This is a genomic window from Mesorhizobium sp. M0808, from assembly GCF_040320025.1.
In the GTDB taxonomy this organism is placed as follows: domain Bacteria; phylum Pseudomonadota; class Alphaproteobacteria; order Rhizobiales; family Rhizobiaceae; genus Mesorhizobium.
This window is the reverse complement of record NZ_JAMYOX010000008.1, coordinates 77,870-97,019: the sequence shown is the minus strand read 5'-3', so window position 1 is coordinate 97,019 and position 19,150 is coordinate 77,870. Positions and strand designations below refer to the sequence as shown.

The 19,150-nt window shown below is 63.9% G+C and carries 18 protein-coding genes; 11 read left to right on the top strand and 7 right to left on the bottom strand.

Translation table 11 applies throughout. The features are described 5' to 3' along the window. Positions 1–2 precede the first annotated feature (2 nt). Positions 3–686, top strand: a complete 684-nt coding sequence (locus NKI25_RS13055; protein ID WP_352588650.1) for an HAD family hydrolase — start codon at positions 3–5, stop codon at positions 684–686. Then, on the top strand, positions 683–2,269 hold the full coding sequence (locus tag NKI25_RS13050) for an FGGY-family carbohydrate kinase (protein ID WP_352588647.1): 1,587 nt from the start codon (positions 683–685) through the stop codon (positions 2,267–2,269). The genes NKI25_RS13055 and NKI25_RS13050 overlap by 4 nt, the downstream gene beginning before the upstream one ends. Before the next feature lie 14 nt (positions 2,270–2,283). Here the strand turns inward: NKI25_RS13050 and NKI25_RS13045 are convergent, their stop codons facing one another. After that, complete coding sequence (locus NKI25_RS13045; RefSeq protein WP_352588953.1) at positions 2,284–2,865, bottom strand: histidine phosphatase family protein; 582 nt, start codon at positions 2,863–2,865, stop codon at positions 2,284–2,286. Positions 2,866–3,098: 233 nt separating this feature from the next. Between NKI25_RS13045 and NKI25_RS13040 the strand changes: the two genes are divergently transcribed. Next, positions 3,099–4,502 carry an MATE family efflux transporter gene (locus tag NKI25_RS13040; protein ID WP_352998556.1) on the top strand — a complete coding sequence of 468 codons (1,404 nt, stop codon included), beginning with the start codon at positions 3,099–3,101 and terminating at the stop codon, positions 4,500–4,502. Between the two features lie 16 nt (positions 4,503–4,518). Here NKI25_RS13040 and NKI25_RS13035 read toward each other — a convergent pair whose 3' ends face one another. From NKI25_RS13035 to speB, 4 genes are all read right to left on the bottom strand, one after another. Further along, a complete protein-coding gene (locus tag NKI25_RS13035) occupies positions 4,519–5,166 on the bottom strand; it encodes an amino acid ABC transporter permease (RefSeq protein ID WP_023722520.1) in 648 nt (215 codons plus the stop codon). Then, positions 5,163–5,831, bottom strand: a complete 669-nt coding sequence (locus NKI25_RS13030; protein WP_352697263.1) for an amino acid ABC transporter permease — start codon at positions 5,829–5,831, stop codon at positions 5,163–5,165. Before NKI25_RS13030 ends, NKI25_RS13035 begins: the two co-directional genes overlap by 4 nt. A 6-nt stretch (positions 5,832–5,837) precedes the next feature. Further along, on the bottom strand, positions 5,838–6,647 hold the full coding sequence (locus NKI25_RS13025) for a transporter substrate-binding domain-containing protein (protein ID WP_352588638.1): 810 nt from the start codon (positions 6,645–6,647) through the stop codon (positions 5,838–5,840). Between the two features lie 137 nt (positions 6,648–6,784). Continuing rightward, positions 6,785–7,846 (bottom strand): agmatinase, encoded by a 1,062-nt coding sequence (speB, locus tag NKI25_RS13020; RefSeq protein WP_352998555.1) that lies wholly within the window; start codon positions 7,844–7,846, stop codon positions 6,785–6,787. 183 nt (positions 7,847–8,029) lie between these two features. Here speB and gcvA point away from each other — a divergent pair, with 183 nt between their 5' ends. From gcvA to NKI25_RS12980, 8 genes are all read left to right on the top strand, one after another. Beyond that, the gene (gcvA, locus tag NKI25_RS13015) at positions 8,030–9,004 is read left to right on the top strand and encodes a transcriptional regulator GcvA (protein ID WP_352998554.1); all 975 of its coding nucleotides are present in this window, start codon (positions 8,030–8,032) and stop codon (positions 9,002–9,004) included. A gap of 192 nt (positions 9,005–9,196) precedes the next feature. Further along, on the top strand, positions 9,197–10,501 hold the full coding sequence (gene pncB / locus NKI25_RS13010; RefSeq protein ID WP_254815847.1) for a nicotinate phosphoribosyltransferase: 1,305 nt from the start codon (positions 9,197–9,199) through the stop codon (positions 10,499–10,501). 169 nt (positions 10,502–10,670) lie between these two features. After that, on the top strand, positions 10,671–12,110 hold the full coding sequence (locus tag NKI25_RS13005) for a hypothetical protein (protein WP_352691404.1): 1,440 nt from the start codon (positions 10,671–10,673) through the stop codon (positions 12,108–12,110). A 163-nt stretch (positions 12,111–12,273) separates the two neighbouring features. Next, positions 12,274–13,578 (top strand): ABC transporter substrate-binding protein, encoded by a 1,305-nt coding sequence (locus NKI25_RS13000; protein WP_352539928.1) that lies wholly within the window; start codon positions 12,274–12,276, stop codon positions 13,576–13,578. A gap of 221 nt (positions 13,579–13,799) precedes the next feature. Beyond that, positions 13,800–14,681: a branched-chain amino acid ABC transporter permease gene (locus tag NKI25_RS12995; RefSeq protein WP_352455934.1), complete on the top strand. Its 882-nt coding sequence runs from the start codon at positions 13,800–13,802 to the stop codon at positions 14,679–14,681. Continuing rightward, positions 14,678–15,640 carry a branched-chain amino acid ABC transporter permease gene (locus NKI25_RS12990; RefSeq protein ID WP_352588621.1) on the top strand — a complete coding sequence of 321 codons (963 nt, stop codon included), beginning with the start codon at positions 14,678–14,680 and terminating at the stop codon, positions 15,638–15,640. Before NKI25_RS12995 ends, NKI25_RS12990 begins: the two co-directional genes overlap by 4 nt. After that, positions 15,637–16,365 carry an ABC transporter ATP-binding protein gene (locus NKI25_RS12985; RefSeq protein ID WP_352588619.1) on the top strand — a complete coding sequence of 243 codons (729 nt, stop codon included), beginning with the start codon at positions 15,637–15,639 and terminating at the stop codon, positions 16,363–16,365. Before NKI25_RS12990 ends, NKI25_RS12985 begins: the two co-directional genes overlap by 4 nt. Further along, positions 16,358–17,077: an ABC transporter ATP-binding protein gene (locus NKI25_RS12980; RefSeq protein ID WP_352588616.1), complete on the top strand. Its 720-nt coding sequence runs from the start codon at positions 16,358–16,360 to the stop codon at positions 17,075–17,077. The genes NKI25_RS12985 and NKI25_RS12980 overlap by 8 nt, the downstream gene beginning before the upstream one ends. On the opposite strand, the gene NKI25_RS12975 is transcribed toward NKI25_RS12980, so the two are convergent. Together NKI25_RS12975 and pncA are read right to left on the bottom strand one after the other, a co-directional pair. Next, positions 17,078–18,505 carry a sodium:proton antiporter gene (locus NKI25_RS12975; protein WP_352588613.1) on the bottom strand — a complete coding sequence of 476 codons (1,428 nt, stop codon included), beginning with the start codon at positions 18,503–18,505 and terminating at the stop codon, positions 17,078–17,080. A gap of 39 nt (positions 18,506–18,544) precedes the next feature. Then, positions 18,545–19,144 carry a bifunctional nicotinamidase/pyrazinamidase gene (pncA, locus tag NKI25_RS12970; RefSeq protein ID WP_352588610.1) on the bottom strand — a complete coding sequence of 200 codons (600 nt, stop codon included), beginning with the start codon at positions 19,142–19,144 and terminating at the stop codon, positions 18,545–18,547. Positions 19,145–19,150 lie beyond the last annotated feature (6 nt).

Here is a 19,150-nt window from a genome sequence, read left to right as displayed (position 1 = left end):
CGATGACGCCTGAACTGGTCATTTTCGACTGTGACGGCGTGCTGGTGGACAGTGAGATGCTGTCCGTCTCGGCATTGCTGGAGATGATCGCGCTTGCCGGCGGCAACGTCAGCGAGGACATTGCCTACGAGCACTTCCTCGGCAAGAGCATGAAGAGCGTCCGCGAAATCCTCGCAAGCGACTTCGGGCTCGATCTCACCGACCAGCATCTGACCGAGATGCGCTCCGAACTGATGCGCAGATTCCGCGAGGAGCTGAAACCGATGCCAGGTATCGCACAGGTCCTGCCGAGGCTCGGCGTACCGTGCTGCGTCGCCTCCTCCGGCACCCTGGAACGCATCCGCTATGCGCTCGCCGTCACCGGGTTGCTTGGGCTGCTGGAGCCGCATTTGTTCAGCGCCGCCATGGTGGCGCGGGGCAAACCGGCGCCCGATCTCTTTCTCCACGCAGCAGATAAAATGAGAGCGGCCCCGCGAAACTGCCTCGTCGTCGAGGACAGCCCGGCCGGCATCGAAGCGGCGCGGGCGGCCGGCATGCGCGTCCTTGCCTTCACCGGCGGCTCGCACACCGGCAACCCGGCATTGAAAGCGCGGCTTGCGTCGAGTGAGCCGGACTTTATATTCGCTGACATGCTGCAATTGCCCGATCTGATTGCAGGCTTGGGAGCGAGAGCAAGAACACCTTGACCAACAGTTTCGTTTGCGCGGTCGATGTCGGCACCGGAAGCGCTCGTGCCGGCATTCTCGACACCGGTGGCGCCTTGCTCGGCCGCGCCGAGCACCCGATCGCCATGCAACAGCCGAAGGCCGACCATGCCGAGCACGATTCGCAGGATATATGGTCGGCGGTGTGCATGGCCGTCCGCGCTGCCCGCGAAAAGGCGGGCGTGCGGGCCGAGGATATCGTCGGCATCTCCTTTGACGCCACCTGCTCGCTGGTGGTGCGAGACCGGCATGGCGGCCAGCTCAGCGTGTCCGTCACTGGTGAAAGGCGCTGGGACACCATTGTCTGGCTCGACCATCGCGCAATTGCCGAGGCCGACGAATGCACTGAAAGCGGCCACGCTGTGCTCGACTATATCGGCGGCGTCATGTCGCCGGAAATGGAGACGCCGAAGCTGATGTGGCTGAAGCGCAACCTGCCCGGAACATGGAACGAAGCCGGCTATCTATTCGACCTCACCGACTTCCTCACCTGGAAGGCAAGCGGCTCGCTCTCCCGTTCACAATGCACGCTGACCGCCAAATGGACCTATCTAGCCCATGAAGCGACCGGCTGGCGGCGCGACTTCTTCGAAGCCGTCGGGCTCGGCGATATCTTTGAGCACGGCAACCTGCCGGAAAAGGCAAGCCCGGTCGGTGCCGATATCGGCCCGCTCGGCGCGCAAGCCGCGACGGAGCTTGGCCTCACCGAAAAATGCCGGGTCGGCGCCGGCGTCATCGATGCCTATGCCGGCGCGCTTGGCGTGCTCGGCGGTTTCGCCGGTGACGCGACGAACATCGGCCGCCATCTGGCCCTGATTGCCGGTACGTCGAGTTGCGTCATGGCGATGTCGCCCGACCCGCAGCCTTTCGCCGGTGTCTGGGGCCCATATTATGGCGCAGCCCTTCCCGGCCTGTGGCTGTCGGAAGGTGGCCAGTCGGCCACCGGCGCGCTGCTCGACCACATCATCCGCTGGCATGGCGCCGGCGGCGAGCCGGATGCCGCCATGCATGCCAGGATTGCCCACCGCGTCGCCGAGCTGCGCGCCGCCGAGGGCGACAACCTCGCCGCAAGGCTGCACGTACTGCCCGATTTTCACGGCAACCGCTCGCCGCTCGCCGACCCGCATGCCGTCGGCGTCATCAGCGGGCTGACGCTGGATGCCTCCTTCGACAGTCTGTGCAAGCTCTACTGGCGCACCGCCGTCAGCATCGCGCTTGGCGTCCGTCATGTGCTGGAAGCTCTGAACGAGAACGGCTATCTGATCGACACGCTGCACGTCACCGGCGGCCACACCAAGAACCCGCTGTTGATGGAGCTCTATGCCGATGCCACCGGCTGCACGGTGGTCGAGCCGCTGGCGGACGAGGCGGTGCTGCTCGGCACCGGCATGATTGCCGCCACCGCGGCCAGGCTTTTTCCCGATTTGAACGCTGCCTGCGTCGCCATGCAACAGGGCGGCAGGACGCGAGGGCCCAATCCGGCTGCTGCCGGCCGGTTCGATCGCGACTACCGCGTGTTTCTCGAAATGCACAGGCAAAGGCAGGCGCTGGACGCGATCCGATAAATCGGGATCGGTTGCTATCTCTGGTTCCAGCGCCGGATGACCGGCTCGTCAAGGTCGTGCTCATAGCCGAGCACGCTTATGCTGGCGGTATCCAGCACGAAAAACGCGCCGGCTTGCGGCGGCAGGCTGAGCCAGCGTGCGGCCAGCACCCTAAGGAAATGCGAGCTTGAGAAGACCAGGACATTGCTGCCGACCTCGCGCAACTGGCTGACGATCCGGTCCGCCCTCGAGCCGACATCCGCGGCTGACTCGCCCCTCGGGCAGCCGTCGCGAAAGAGACGCCAGCCTGGACCTTCGGCAAGGATTTGCTTGGTGGTCAATCCCTCATAGGCACCATAATCCCACTCCGCCAGATCGTCCTTCTTCACGCCTGACGAGCCGAAGCCGGCCAGCGCACAGGTGTTGAAGGCGCGCTGCGACGGGCTCGACCACACCGCCGAGAAGGACAGGCCCTTGAGCCGCTCAGCGATCCGCCTTGCCGCTTCCTCGCCGGCCGGCGTCAGCGGTATGTCGGTTCGGCCGGTATGTTTTCCGGACGCACTCCATTCCGTCTCGCCATGCCGAACCAGATAGATTTCGGGAAACGCGCTCATCAGGCTGCCTTTCAAATGGATCTGCCGCGACCATAGCGGCTTCCATAGCCTCTCCAATAGCCTGCATTGAACCGACTGGCTTAACCCTTCCACAAGTCAGCCTCTTGCCACCGGTGCCCATTTGATAGACAAACCCGTCGTAATGCGGAATCCGGCCGATCTTGGCCATTTTCCGCGCTGAGACGCGGCTTCCGGCTCTTGCCGACGTGCCGCAATCGGATAGGCGGAAAACTAGAATGTCTGCGATCGAAGCCGACGCTCGCGCGCCGGAAAACCTTTGGCGTCGGGAAATCAGGGCGATGCTGGCGCTCGCCTGGCCGATGGTGCTGACCAATCTCGGCCAGACCGCGATGACCGCTACCGACGTCATGATGATGGGGCGGCTGGGGCCGGACACGCTGGCCAGCGGTGCGCTTGGTGCCAACCTCTACTTCATGCCGCTCATCTTCGGGCTCGGCCTGATGCTGGCGACCTCGCCGATGATGGCGACCGAGCTCGGCCGTCGCCGGCACTCGGTGCGCGACCTGCGCCGCACCGTGCGCCAGGGTCTATGGCTGGCGATCCTCATTTGCATTCCGATATGGGCCCTTCTCTGGCACGGCGAGAGCGTGTTGCTGGCCATGGGTCAGGAACCGGCGCTGGCGCACCAGGCCGGCATCTATCTGCGCTGGCTCGAATGGGCGGTGCTGCCCTTTTTCGGCTACATCGTCCTGCGCTCGTTCATTTCGGCGCTGGAACGGCCGGGCTGGGCGCTGATCATCGTCTTCGTTGCCGTCGCCTGCAACGCCTTCTTCAACTGGCTGTTCATGTTCGGCAATCTCGGCATCCAATCGATGGGCATCGCCGGCTCCGGCCTCGCCACCACTCTGTCCAGCACGTTGATGTTCGCCGGCATGGCGGCGGTGGTGATGCTTGAGAAGAAATTCCGGCGCTATCGTCTGTTCGGACGCTTCTGGCGCGCCGACTGGCCGCGCTTCAAGGGCCTGCTGCGGCTCGGCCTGCCGATCGCGGGCCTGCTGGCGTTCGAGGTGACGATCTTCAACGCGGCGGCCTTTCTCATGGGCCTGATCGATGCGGCTTCGCTTGCCGCCCATGCGATCGCCATCCAGATCGCCTCGATCACCTTCATGGTGCCGCTCGGCCTCAACCAGGCGGTGACGGTGCGCGTCGGACTTGCCCACGGCGCCGGCAATCCGGAAGGTGTCAGCCGGGCTGGCTGGACCGCCTATGTCGTCGCTGTCTCCTTCATGGCGCTGATGGGGCTAGTGATGATCCTGTGGCCGCATCTCTTGATCGGCGCCTTCATCGATCTCGGCAATCCGGCTAATGCCGAGGTGGTGGCGCTTGCCGTGTCGTTCCTCGCCTTTGCCGCGCTGTTCCAGGTTTTTGACGGTGCGCAGGCGGTCGCCAGCGGCATGCTGCGCGGCCTGCACGACACCAAGGTGCCGATGATCTATGCCGCGATCGGCTATTGGGGCATCGGGCTGCCGCTCGGCGTGCTGCTGGCCTTTCGTTTCGGCTTCAACGGCGTCGGCATCTGGATCGGCCTGTCGTCGGGACTGGCGGTGGTTGCGGCACTCCTGCTGGTGCGCTGGCTGCGGCGAGACAAGATCGCGCCGCCGCTGGTATTCGGGCGTTGAATTGCTGGTCGCCCGCTCAGCGGGCCGCCGCCCGCTGCTCGAGCGAACGTGCGTATTGCGTCAGCGGAAAGCACATGACGAAGAAGATCAGCGCTACCAGCCCATAGACTTTGAACGGTTCGAAGGTCGCATTGTTGATCGCGTTGGATGTCCTCACCAGCTCCTCGAAACCGATGATCGACGTCAGCGCGGTCGACTTGATCAGCTGCACCAGAAAGCCGACGGTCGGTGCGCGGGTGATCGAAAACGCCTGAGGCAAGATGATCAGCCGGAGTTCCTGTAGATAGTGCAGGCCGAGGCTGGCGCCGGCGTCCCACTGGCCGCGCGGCAGTGCATCGACGCCGCCGCGCCAGATCTCGGCGAGATAGGCGCTGGCAAAGAAGGTCAGGCCAAGCACCGCCGCGGTCCACGGCTCGATGCGCAGGCCCAGCATCGGCAAGCCGAAGAACATCAGGAAGAGCTGCATCAGCAGCGGCGTGCCCTGGAAAAGCGCGATGTAGCCGGAGGCAAACCGGCGCGCCCATTTATTCTTGGCGATCCGGAAGAACAACACGATCATGCCGACCACGGCCCCGCCGACAAAGGCGGCCAGCGACAAGAGCACCGTCCAGCGCGCCGCCAGCAGCAGGTTGCGCAGAATGTCCCAGAAGGTGAATTCGATCATGACACGCCGGCTCCGAGAAGCCGGCGCCCGCCGCCGACCAGCAGCCGGCGCAGCCCAATCGACAGGATGAGATAGACCATCGTCACGATGAAATAGGTCTCGAAAGCCCGGAACGTGCGCGCCTGCAGCATGTCGGCTTCATAGGTCAGCTCGCGAACGGCGATCTGCGATACCACGGCGGATTCCAGCATCATGATGACGATCTGGCTGGTCAGCGCCGGATAGATCACCTTGAGCGCCTGCGGCAGAACGATCTTGATGAAGACCTGGCGCGGCCTGAGCCCAAGCGCCAGTGCCGCTTCCGTCTGCCCGGGCGGCACCGCGTCGAGCCCGGCGCCAACGATCTCGATCGTATAGGCAGCCATGTTGAGCGTCATCGCCAGCATGGCTGCCAGCATCGGATCGAGCCTGACGCCGATGCTGGGCAGCCCGAAGAAGATGAAGAATAGCTGCACCAGGAACGGCGTGTTGCGGATCACCTCGACATAGACGCCGATCGCCCGCTTGAGCAGGAGCGGACCGTTCCGCCGCCCTGCGGCGCCGAGGATGCTGAGCAACGTTCCCGCCAGCGTGGTGACAGTGATCAACAGGATCGTCGTGGCCGCGCCGCGCGCGATCGCCCCTGTCGCCCCGGCAAGCCAGCCGAAGTCGAGGCTATAGCTCACCGGCCATCAATCCTTGAGATTGGCGGGATCGAGCGGCGTCTTCAGCCAGGCTTTCGAGCTTTCGTCCAGTCTGCCGTCGGCCAGCATCTTGGCAACCGCGTCATTGACCGCCTGCTTCAGGCGGTCTTCCTTCTTGTTGAGGCCGATATGCGAGGGCGAGGTGAGAAGCTGGAATTTCTGCTCCGGCTTCAGTTCCTCCTGGCGGGCAAGCACCTGGGCGCCGACATCGTTGCCGACCACCATCAATTGGGTCTGGCCCGAAATGAAGGCCTGGATGACGGAATTATAGTTGTCGAAGCGGCGGATGTCGGCCGAGGCCGGTGCCGCCTCGGTCAGCGAGGTATCCTCCAGCGTGCCGCGATTGACGGCGATCGACTTGTCGGCGAGGTCTTCCTTGCCTTTGACCGCAAGAGCTGCCGGGCCGATGACTGCGATGTAATAGGGCGCGTAGGCGGCGGCGAAATCGATCACCTGCTCACGCTCCTTGGAATAGCCGACACTCATCAGCAGGTCGACCCGCTTGTCGGTCAGGTACGGAATGCGGTTCTGGCCGGTCACGCTGACCAGATTGAGCTTGACCTTGAGCTGGTCGGCGATGGATTGCGCCACGTCGATGTCGTAGCCCTTGATGCTCATGTCGGCGCTGGCCGAGGAGAAGGGCGGGAAGTCGGAAAAGATGCCGACATTGATGGCGCCGGCCTTGGCGATGTCGTCGATCGCGTCGGCATTGGCGGCCTGGTTGGTGAAAGCAAGACCGGTCGCGCCGAGCATCAGCACGGCGGCGATGGATGATTTGAGCTTCATGTGAAGTGTCATTGTCATTCCCCTGCTGGAAGCTTGTTTGTTTGAGTGCAACCGCCGACTCCAGCGCGGCGGTCGCCTTTGGGTTCTCTAGTGGACCATGATCTTCTCCGAAAACCGGTTCCGCCTTTTCGGGATCATGGTCGAGCGTGTCAGCCCGCCTTGCTGGTGATTGCCGGGCTGAAGACGATCAGGCTGAGGATCTCGAACAGCACCTGCGCGCCGGCATGCGCCGTGTTGCTGGTCGCGTCGTACTGCGGTGCCACCTCGACGACGTCGCCGCCGACGATGTTGAGTCCCTTCAGGCCGCGCAGCAGCTCGAGCACTTCCCGCGTCGTCAGCCCGCCGACTTCCGGTGTGCCGGTGCCCGGCGCAAAGGCCGGATCGACGCTGTCGATGTCGAACGAGACATAGGTCGGGCCGTCGCCGACTATCCTGCGCGCCTTCTCGATAATTGCGGGAATGCCGAGGCCGGTCACCTCTTCGGCATGCACGACGGTCATGCCGGACTCATAGGTGAACTCCCACAGATACTCGGCCGAGCCGCGAATGCCGATCTGGATGGTACGGCTCGGGTCGAGCACGCCGTCCAGCACCGCGTTGCGGAACGGCCCGCCATGGTGGAACTTGGTCATGTCGAACAGGCCGCTGGTATCGCAGTGCGCGTCGATATGGATCATGCCCACCGGCGCCCTCTTGCCGACAGCCTTCAGGATCGGGTGGCTGATCGAATGGTCGCCGCCGACAGACAAGGGCAGGACGCCGGCGTCGACGATCTGGTTGGTGCGGCGTTCTATGTCGTCATGGCTGGTCTCCAGCCGGTAGCGGCTCTGGAACGGCACGTCGCCGATGTCGGCGACCTTCAGCTCATGCGTCGGTGCGCATTCCAGCACATGATTGTAGGGGCCGATGCGCTCGATGGCGCGCAGCGCCCTTGGCCCGAAACGGGCGCCCGGCCGGTTGGTGACGCCCAGATCCATCGGCACACCGATCATCGCCACCTGCAGATCGCCGAAATCCGGATTGTCGGCGGCGATTTCCCGATAGGGCGCCGCGAGGAAGGTCGGGATGCCGGAATAGGGCGCCAGTCGCGTGCCGGTCTTGGAGAAGATCTTGTCGGCGACACGCTGGAATTTCGGGTCGAACATTTCGCCGCCATGGCTCTCGCCGTATTTGCGGCGCAACGCTTCGAGCTTGCCGCGGTCGTAACCCATGTCGGTCCTCCATGGCTGGTGCGGCGCGCGGACAGCGGCCCCGATAGCCGCAGCCGTCGGCTGCCTGCAGATTTCACGTCTTGATGCAATGCCTGGGCAAAGTGTCCCGTAGCTGCATTGAAAAATCAATTGATATTGTTAGTGTGTTATCTGTGAGAAAATCTCACAGAGCCTCGGGTCCAAATGGCCAAGCGTTTGCCACCGCTCAACCCGCTGCGCGCCTTCGAGGCGACGGCGCGCCACGCCTCGCTGAGCAAGGCGGCGGCTGAGCTCAACGTCACCCACGGCGCCATCAGCCATCAGATCAAGGCGCTCGAGCAATCGTTGGGTGTCAAGCTGTTCGAGCGTGCCGGTCAGCGGGTGAAGCTGACGCCACACGGCGCCGAGTTGCTGCCGGCGGTGTCGACCGCCTTCGACGGCATTGCCGCCGCCACGCAGCGCATGACGAGGCCGGCCAGCACCGGCGTTCTCTCTGTATCCTGCGTGCCGGCGCTACTGTTGCTGTGGATGATCCCGCGGCTGGGCAGCTTCACGTCGCAATATCCGGATATCAGGCTGACGCTGATCCCATCCAATGATGCCAAGGACGTCCGCGCACCGCATATCGATGTCTGCGTGCACTATGGTGACGGCAGCTGGACCGACTGCTGGATGCGCAAATGGTCGGGCCTCGAACTGTTCCCGGTGGTCAGCCCGACGCTGATCAACAACCGCCCGATCCGCACCGTCCGCGACCTCGCCGATCACGTCTTCCTGCATGGCGACGACGGCCGCGAATGGCATACCTGGCTGGCCGCCGCTGACGCGCTGGACCTGGAGCGCGGCCGCCGCCACCATCTTGGCGACGCGCGCATGGCGACCGAGGCCGCTGTCCACGGCCATGGCGTGGCGCTCGGCGACACGGTGACGGCAAGCGGACTGCTCGCCAGGGGCCTGCTTGTCGCCCCGTTCAGTCTTTCCGTGCCGGCCGTCGACGATTTCTACATCGTCTGCCGCAACGAGATGCGGTCGGCGCCGATCGTGCAATTGTTCATCGACTGGCTGTTTGCCGAGAAAGAGCAGGCCGACCGCCGCGCCGACGCGCCGGTGGCAGGCCGCATCGGCATTCGCCGCAAGCGTCCAGCGCTCAAGGTGGTCGGCGCCAAGACCGCATCCTGAGGCCGAAACTGCCGTAGGCGCCGCTTGCCGCAGGGGCTTCTTTTTGTCGGGCCAGCCCGCAAAGCGGGAGGCGCGTTCAAAAATTCGATGCTAAGAGGCATTTGGAGCAATTCCAGGAAAAGTGCGCAGCGGTTTTCCGTCCGGAATTGCGCTAGACAAAAGCTAGAGCGAGCAGCGAAGGCGCATTGAGCGATGGCAAAGACCGATATAGCGCGGCGCGTCTACAATCACACCTGGAAGCTCGACCCGATCGTCCGCAGCTTGCTCGACACCGATTTCTACAAGCTTCTGATGCTGCAGATGATCTGGGGCATGTATCCCAAGGTCGACGCCACCTTCTCGCTGATCAACCGCACCACCTCGGTCCGCCTTGCCGAGGAGATCGATGAGACGGAGCTGCGCGAGCAGCTCGACCATGCCCGCACCTTGCGCTTCTCTAAGAAAGAGATGATCTGGCTCGGCGGCAACACCTTCTATGGCCGCAAGCAGATATTCGAACCGGAATTCCTCGCCTGGCTGGAAAATTTCCGGCTGCCCGAATACGAGCTTTCCAAGCGCGACGGTCAATACGAACTCGCCTTCAGCGGTCCGTGGATGTACACGACGCTGTGGGAGATCCCGGCGCTGGCAATTATCAATGAACTTCGATCTCGCGCGGCCATGCGGGCGTTCGGGCCGTTCGCGCTCGACGTGCTCTATGCCCGCGCCAAGGCCAAGATGTGGGCCAAGACCGAGCGGCTGAAGGCGCTGCCCGGCATCCGCATCTCGGATTTCGGCACCCGCCGCCGTCATTCCTTCCTGTGGCAGCGCTGGTGCGTCGAAGCGTTGAAGGAGGGCATCGGCGAGGCCTTCACTGGCACCTCCAACGTGCTGCTCGCCATGGACAACGATCTCGAGGCGCTCGGCACCAATGCGCATGAACTGCCGATGGTGTTCGCCGCGCTCACCAATTCGGAAAAGGAATTGAAACAGTCGCCCTACAACGTGCTGCAGGACTGGCAGCGCTACTACGGCGGCAACCTGCTGATCGTACTGCCGGACACCTTCGGCACCGCGGCGTTCCTGCGCGATGCACCGGACTGGGTCGCCGACTGGACCGGCTTCCGCCCCGACAGCGCGCCGCCGATCGAAGGCGGCGAGAAAATCATTTCCTGGTGGCGCGAAAAGGGCAAGGACCCCAAGCAGAAGCTGCTCATCTTCTCGGATGGGCTGGAGGTCGAGACCATCGAGGAAACCTACCGCCACTTCCGCGGCAAGGTGCGCATGTCCTTCGGCTGGGGCACCAACCTGACCAACGATTTCGAGGGCTGCGCGCCGACCGAGACCAACCGGCTAGACGCCATCTCGCTGGTCTGCAAGGTCACCGAAGCCAACGGCAGGCCGGCGGTCAAGCTTTCCGACAATCCGGCCAAGTCGACAGGCGACGAGAAAGAGATCGAGCGCTATTTGCGCATCTTCGGCCAGAAGGACCGCGTGGAGCAGTTGGTGAAGGTGTGAGGTAGGGGAACTCTTGCGTAGTATGAGTTCCTTCGCGCCCCCCTCTGTCCTGCCGGACATCTCCCCCACGAGGGGGGAGATTGCGCCCTCATTGCTGCTTTCGCCAATCGCTAAAGTTGCAGAAGGAGAGCCGACGGCGGAACCGCCGATCTCCCCCCTTGAGGGGAAGATGTCCGGCAGGACAGAGGGGGGCGCCGTAGAGCGCTGCATTTCTGCAATCAGGCCCTTTCCCGGCCTCGTCGCTTCCTTGGCATTCCCATCCACGCCCGCCTTCGCCCACGCCTCCGACCGCGGCCACGTCCTGCTCCTCCCCACCGGCTACTACGTCGTCGGTGGCGCGCTCTCGGTTGCCGCCAGTTTCCTTGTCCTGGCGCTACTGCCGCCGGACTCCCTCGACCGCTTCTGGCGCAAACGCCTGCCGCTTTTTACCTTCGGCGACGGCGCGCGGACTGCCGTCAGCCTGGTATCCTTTGCCGGCTTTGCAATTCTGATTGCCGCCGGCCTGTTCGGCAGCCGCGATCCGCTTTCCAATCCGATGCCGCTGACCGTATGGACGCTTCTCTGGGTTGGCCTGGCTCTGTTGCAGGGGCTCGGCGGCGATCTCTGGTCGTGGCTCAACCCCTGGTACGGGCCATGCCGCGTCGCCTCGCGCCTGTCCGGCAGAACGCAGCCGTATCTGCTCCCCCAACGGCTCGGCTATTGGCCGGCTTTCCTGCTGTTCTTCGCCTTCGCCTGGTTCGAGCTGATCGACCCTGCGCCCGACGATCCGGCGCGGCTGGCCTGGGCCGCCGGCCTCTACTGGCTGCTGAGCTTTGCCGCCATGCAGGTCTTCGGCTACCGCGACTGGACCCTGCGCGGTGAGTTCCTGACCGTGTTCTTTTCCATGGTGGCGCGCTTCGCCATCGTCGAACGTAGCGCAGACGGCCGGCTAAAACTCTGCTGGCCGGGCGCCAAGCTGCTCGGTGCCGCGCCGCTACCGCGCAGCGGCGTCGCTTTCCTGCTGCTTGCGCTGTCGTCGGTGTCCTTCGACGGCCTGTCGAAAACCTTCTTCTGGCTAGGCTGGTTCGGCATCAATCCGCTGGAGTTTCCGGGACGCACCGCTTTGATCGGCATCGGCAGCTTCGGCCTTGTGCTGAGCTTTGCCGTGCTTGCGGCCGTGTTCGCGCTCGCCGTCTTTCTTGGCCAGAACCTTGCCGGCAGCAAGCATTCGCTCGGTCACGCCGCCGGGCTTTTGGTCTGGTCGATCGTACCGATCGCGCTCGCCTACCACTTCGCGCATTATCTGACGGCGCTGCTGGTCGACGGCCAATATGCGATTGCCGGTCTCTCCGACCCGTTTGCGCTGGGCTGGAACCTGTTCGGTACCGCCGACATGTCAATTGAAGCCGGCGTCGTCGCCGGTGCCGGTTCGGCGTGGTGGCTGTGGAACCTCCAGGCCGGCGTCATCATAGCCGGCCACATGCTTGCTGTGCTTGTCGCCCATGGCTTGGCCTGGCGGCTGCACGCCATTCCGGCTCGCGCCGCGCTCAGCCAGTTCCCGCTCACCGTGCTGATGATCGCCTACACCGTCCTCGGCCTATGGCTGCTTGCGACGCCGAGCGCCGGATGAACGAGGTGTGCGATGCCCGTCAATCGAACCTTGGGGAAAGCTCGCTTGCCACGTCAGAGCTTTGGTGATTTAGTTTGTACACATGCAATTTTTGCCCCTCTTAACAAGAGTGGCCTGCCTGCTACAGCCATTGGTCAAAGCTCAAAAAACAAGGGGAACTGCCGTGACTGACAAGAATGGGTTTTTCGATCTCTCCAGATCCGCTCTCACCCGCCGCACGGCGCTGAAGGGCCTTGCCGCCGGCGCCGGTCTTGCCGTCGCGCCGGGTTTCGTGCGTTACAGCCAGGCGCAGAGCTCGGCGCCGATCAAGATCGGTTTTCAGTCGCACCGCACCGGCATCGGCGCCGCCTATGGCCGCTGGTACGAGAAGACCACGGCGGCTGCCGTCAAGGCGATCAACGATGCCGGCGGCATCAACGGCCGACCGGTCGAGGTGATCATCGAGGATGACGGCACCGATCCCGGCCGGGGCGCCGAAGTCGTCGGCAAGTTCGCCTCCCAGCACAAGACCGACATCGTCTACGGTACGCTGTTTTCGCATGTCGTGATCGGCTCGGCGCCGGCCGCCGGCGAGGCCAAGATGCCCTATTTCGTTGTCAGCGAAGGCCACCACGTCGCCTCGACCAAGTTGAACCGCTACGTCTTCCAGCCCGGCATCACCGATGTGAAGAGCCAGATCCAGTCGATGGCACCGTGGATTGCCGCCAATGCCGGCAAGAAGGTGACGCAGATCTTCCCCGATTTCGCTTTCGGCTATGACCATCGCGACTACCTGCCGCCGGCGCTGAAGGCGCAAGGCGCCGAGGTCATTGCGCAGATCGCGATTCCGCCGACGGAATCCTCCTTCACCAAATATTTCCCGCAGATCCCCGCGGAGACCGAGGTGATCTACCACGTCATGGTCGGCCCGGCGGTGCTCACCTTCGTCAAGGAGCTCGGCGAGTTCTACGGCTCCAATCGGCCGCAATTGTTCGGCTTCATCGATTCGCTCGAAGCCACCGACATCAACAGCCCCGGCCTCGAATTCCTCGACGGTAGCCATTTCTGGGAAGGCTCGCCGCGCTACGCGCAGCCCGATGATTCCCCCGCACAGAAGGCCTACCGCGCCGCCGTCGGCATCGATGACAATGGTGCCGCCGTCGGCGACCCCAAGGACGTCTCCACCGCCGCGCACATGTTCGGCTGCTGGGAAACGCTCTACGTCGTCAAGAAGGCGATGGAGGATGCCGGCTACAAGGGCCCGGAAGACCGCGCCAAGCTGGTCGAGGCGACCGAGGCGTTGACCGAGTTCGCCGAGGGGCCCGAGCATCCGCAGGGACCGAAAACCTTCAACGGCAAGATCCACCAGTGCTTTGGTATCCAGAACATCTCCAAGGTCGAAGGCGGCCGGCTGAATGTCGTCCACAAGACCAAGATCGAGGACGGCCTCTATGAGCCTGAGGGGGATTACACGACGCAGACGCTGTGAGCTTGGTTTCATTAAGCACAGTGCGCTTCGGCCCACCCCCCTCTGTCCTGCCGGACATCTCCCCCTCAAGGGGGGAGATTGGCTGTCACCAGCGCTTTCGCCAATCGCAAAGGCCGGTAGGTGGCCGCCTTCGCGGGAACTGCCAATCTCCCCCCTTGAGGGGGAGATGTCCGGCAGGACAGAGGGGGGTGCGCCTCGCACCTGCGATGGGTGTGTAACCGATGCACTTCGGACCTCACCTGCTCCTCGCCGCTCTCGAAGGCCTCGTCACCTCCGCCGTGCTGGCGCTGACGGCGCTTGGCCTGTCGCTGGTGTTCGGCGTCATGCGCGTCGTCAATGTCGCGCATGGCGAGTTCTTCATGCTGGGCGCGGTGCTTGCCTGGGCGATCTCAACGGCGATATCCGGCCATCCGGCGCTCGGCTTCCTGGCCGCCCTGGTGCTGGCGCCGCTGATCGTCGGCCTGATCGCGCTGCTCGCCGAACGGCTGGTGCTGCGCCGGCTCAACTACAATCCGGAAGCCACCATCGTCGCCACTATCGGCATGCTCTACATCATCCAGCAATTGGCACTGACCTTCTACGGCCCGGAGGCGCGGCCGGTGGAGCCGCCGTTCAGCTACCGCATCCTCCTGCCGTGGTTCGGTTATTCCGGCTACAAGCTGTCGATCATCGCCGCGTCGGCGCTGCTGCTGGTCGCGACCTGGCTGGTGCTGACGCGCACGAAAATCGGCCTCGTCATGCGCGCCACGCAATATGACAGCGAGACGGCGCAGGCCTTCGGCATCCCGGTGACCAGAGTCTATGCCGGTGTTTTCGCGCTCGGCGCCATGCTGGCTGCTGTCGCCGCGGTGCTGATCGTGCCGATCAGCCAGGCCCACTATCTGATGGGGCAGGACCCGCTGTTGCTGTCGTTCATCGTCGTCATCATCGGCGGCCTCGGCTCGCTGCGCGGCACGGTCGTCGCCGCGGTGCTGATCGGCCTTTCCGACGGCATCATCTCGGTGTTCTTCTCACCGACGCTGGCCAAGATCATCGCCACCTTGCTCGTCGCCATGGTGCTGGTGTTCCGGCCGCAGGGCCTGTTCGGGACGACATCGCGATGAAGGATGCTTCGCCGGCAAAGCCATATGCGCTGCACCTCGGCGCCATCGCCCTGCTTTGCGGGCTTAGCTTCGTCCTGCCGGAATACCATCACGGCCTGCTCGCCCGCATCATGGTGCTGGCGGTCTTCGCCATGGGCTACAATCTGCTGTTCGGCTATGTCGGGCTGCTTAGCCTCGGCCATGCCATGTTCTTTTCAGCCGGGCTCTATGGCGCCGGCCTTGCCGTCATCCATCTCGGCTGGAGCGTGCCGGCCGCCTTCGCAGCCGGGCTTGCCTGCGGCGCGCTTCTCGCGCTGGGGATCGGGCTGCTGGCGCTGCGCACCTTCGGCGTCGCCTTCATGATCGTCACTATGATGTTCGCGCAGGTATTCTATCTCGTCATCCTCTATTTCGCTGCCTGGACCGGTGGCGACCAGGGCATGGTCGTGCCGCAGCCGATGCGTGTCCTTGTCCTGGGCAGCACGTCACTCGACCTCACCAACCCGACCGTGCGCTATATGAGCGCGCTGGCACTGTTCTCGATCGTGCTGCTCATAAGCCTGGCGATAGTCCGCTCCGGCTACGGTCGCGTGCTGGTCGCCATCCGCGAGAACGAAGAGCGGACCAAAATGCTTGGCTACGATACATTTTCCAACAAGCTCGCCGCCGTCGTCATCTCAGGCAGCATCTGCGCGGCTTCCGGCGCGGCCTATGCGCTGCTGTTCGGCTATGTCGGCTCGAGCTTCGCTTCGGTGCAATATTCCATCCTGCCGCTGCTCTGGGTGCTGCTGGGCGGCGCCGCCACCACGCTCGGTCCGCTGATCGGCACGCTGTTCATGTATTATGTCATCGACATCGCCAGCGGCTACACCTCGGCCTATCTGCTGATCGTCGGCATAGCGCTCATCCTGCTGGTGCTGTTCTTCCCGAGAGGCGTTCTCGGCAGCATCCGCCAGCGCTGGCTCGGGTGGTTGCCATGATGCCGCTGCTCACCACCAAAGGCCTGTCGCGCAGTTTCGGGGGCTTGCGTGCCGTCGACGGCGTCGACTTCGCGCTGATACCGGGCGAGATTCGCGCCATCATCGGCCCTAACGGCGCCGGCAAGACCACCTTCGTCAGCCTGGTCAGCGGCCGCATCCAGTCCTCGTCGGGCACGATCATCTTTGACGGCGCCGATATCACCAGCCTGCCTGCCTACGCCAGGGTTCGCCTTGGCATCGCCTATACGTTCCAGATCACCAGCGTCTTTGCCAATCTCAGCGCCTACGACAATGTTGCCCTGCCGGTGCAGCGCACGCTGACCGACGGCCGCTCGAAGGGCGCGGTTCACACCGGCGTCATGGCCGCGCTCGAGCGTACCGGCCTTGCCGACCGCGCGCAAATGCCGGCCGGGCAATTGTCCTACGGTCACCAGCGGTTGCTGGAAGTGGCGATGGGACTGGCACTGAAGCCGCGGCTGCTGATCCTCGACGAACCGACGCAAGGGCTGGCCGACAGCGAGATCGACAATTTCATCGAGCTGGTGCGCGAGATCGCCGATAGCGCCACCGTGCTTTTGATCGAGCACAACATGCCGGTGGTCATGCGGCTCGCCGACCGCATCACCGTCTTCAACGCCGGCAGGATTTTGGCTGAAGGCACGCCCGAGCAGATCCGCGCCAATGCCGCGGTGCAGGACGCTTATCTGGGGACCACCCATGACTGAGGTCCAGTCCAAGGCACTGACCGTTTCCGGGCTCGATTGCTTCTATGGCGAGGTCCAGGTGCTCTATGGGCTGGATCTGGTTCTGAACGAGGGCGAGGTGCTTTGCCTGTTCGGCCGCAACGGCGCCGGCAAGACGACGACGCTGAAGGCGATCATGGGCCTGGTGCCGGCAGCCGCCGGCTCGATCAGGCTCGAAGGGCGGGAATTGACCGGCTTGCCGGCGCACGAGGTGCCCAAGGCCGGCGTCGCCTACGTGCCGCAGGGCCGGCGGCTGTTCGCCGAGATGACGGTGGGTGAAAACATCGAGATCGGCCTGATGGCCCGCAACAAGGGCAAGGCGACGCGCGAAAACGTGCTCGATCTTTTCCCGCTGCTGCGCCAGCGCCTCAGGCAGCGTTCCGGCACGCTATCCGGCGGCGAGCAGCAGATGCTGGCCATGGCCCGCGCCCTGTGCCTGGAACCACAGGTGCTTCTGCTCGACGAGCCGACCGAAGGGCTGATGCCATCGATGATCGCCAAGATCCGCGAAACGGTGTCGAAGCTGCGTGCGCTTGGCGTGTCGACAATTCTTGTCGAGCAGCGCGTCGATGCCGTGCTCTCGGTCGCAGACCGCGTTTGCTTCATCGAAAACGGCCGCAACCGCGAGACGGTCGATGTCGAGGAACTGCGTTCCGATCCCTCCGCGGTCCGCCGCTATGTCGGCGTCGGATGATCAGGCAAAGAACAGCAAGCCGGCAAGCAGGAATGTCGGGATCAGCACCGCGCCCGACCATGCCATATAGCCAAAGAAGCTCGGCATCTTGATGCCGCGATGCCTGGCAATGGCATAGACCATGAAATTCGGCGCATTGCCGACATAGGTGTTGGCGCCCATGAACACCGCGCCTGCCGAGATCGCCGCCAGCGTCGAGGCGAGCTCGGTCATCAGATGCTGCGCATCGCCGCCAGCCAGCTCGAAGAACACCAGATAGGTCGGCGCATTGTCGAGGAAGGACGACAGCGCTCCGGTCAGCCAGAAATAGGCAAGGTTGTCCGGCGCGCCGGTCGGCGAACTGACGAGCAGCACCAACGGCGCCAGCGCGCCGTCGAGCCCGGCCCGCAATATGGCGACAACCGGCACGATGCAGATGAAGATGCTGGCGAACAGCTTCGCCACCTCGGCAATCGGCCCCCAGCTGAAGGCGTTTGCGCCGCGAAACTCCTTCGGCGAGACGACAAGCGAAGTGAAGGCCAGTATCAGGATGGCGGCGTCGCGCACCAGATTCTGCAGCTCGAGGCTGACGCCCTGAAAAGAGAAACTCACTCCCGGCTTCCAGGCAGCGGAAATCAGGATCGCGGCGATTACGCCGGCCAGCAGCGGGATGTTGGCCAGGCCGCGAATGCGCACCTTGCTGTCGGGCGTCGGATCCTTGATCTTCGGCGCGCCTTCCTCCCGGCGATGCATGATGATGTCGATCGCCAGGAAAACAGCCAGCACCACGCCGGCGACGAACAGCGTCTCGGGCAGCAGGTGAACTGTCGTCCAGAAGAAATCGACGCCGCGCAGAAAGCCGACGAACAGCGGCGGATCGCCCAGCGGCGTTAGCGACCCGCCGATGTTGGACACCAGGAAGATGAAAAAGATGACGACATGGGCGTTGAAGCGCCGGTTGTCGTTGGCGCGGATGAGCGGCCGGATCAGGATCATCGAGGCGCCGGTTGTGCCAATGATCGAGGCAAGCAGCGCCCCTCCCAGCAACAGCCCGGCATTGACCAGCGGCGTGCCGTGTATGTTGCCGGCAACGAAGATACCGCCCGAAATCGTGAACAGCGCAAACAGCAGGATGATGAACGACATGTATTCGGTGAGCAGCGCATGCAGCACCGCCTGCGTGGCGGACGGGATGCCGAAGGCGATGGCCAGCGGCCCGATCACCAACGCTGCCCAGAAGGCAGCGATCTTGCCGTAATGGTGCTCCCAAGCATGATGGAACAGCAGCGGGCCGGTCGCGATGCAAAGCAATAGCCCGGCAAACGGCAGCACCCACCAAAGCGACATGGCGGCGCCCGGCAATTCGTGCGCTTCGGCCGCGAGAACCGCATTCGGAGAAAAGATTGCTGCAATAAGTGCAGCACTTGCCGTCAACGCCGCAAACCGCATGAAGCCCTCAAAAGTCTGTCAGGTTCGGCTGGATGACGTTCAAATCAGTGTCACGCCGGCATCGCGCATCCGGCCCAGCATCCTCTCCACGGAGCCGTTGAGATCGATGCCGCGGCAGGCGTCGAGCCGCACGGACGTCTCAAAACCGAGCTTGACCGCGTCGAGCGCCGAAAAGGCGACGCAGAAATCCGTCGCCAGGCCGACCAGGGTCAGCATCTCGATGTTCCGATCCCGGAGATAGCCGGCAAGGCCGGTCGGCGTCGTCCGGTCGTTCTCGAAGAATGCGGAATAGCTGTCGATCGCAGGACGGAACCCCTTGCGGATCACCAACTCGGCCTTGCTCCAGGCGAGGCCCGAATGGAAATCCGATCCCAGGCTGCCCTGGATGCAGTGATCCGGCCACAGCGTCTGGTGGCCATAAGGCACGTCGATCGTTTCGAACGGGTGCTTGCCGGGGTGGCTGGAGGCAAAGCTCGAATGGCCGGCAGGGTGCCAGTCCTGCGTCAGCAGGACGTGCCCGGTCCGCCGGATCAGGTCATTGACCAACGGCACGATTTCGTCGCCACCGGCCACTTCAAGGGCGCCACCCGGGCAGAAATCGTTCTGCAGGTCGATAACGACAAGCGCTTCGTCGGCCATGGAGCC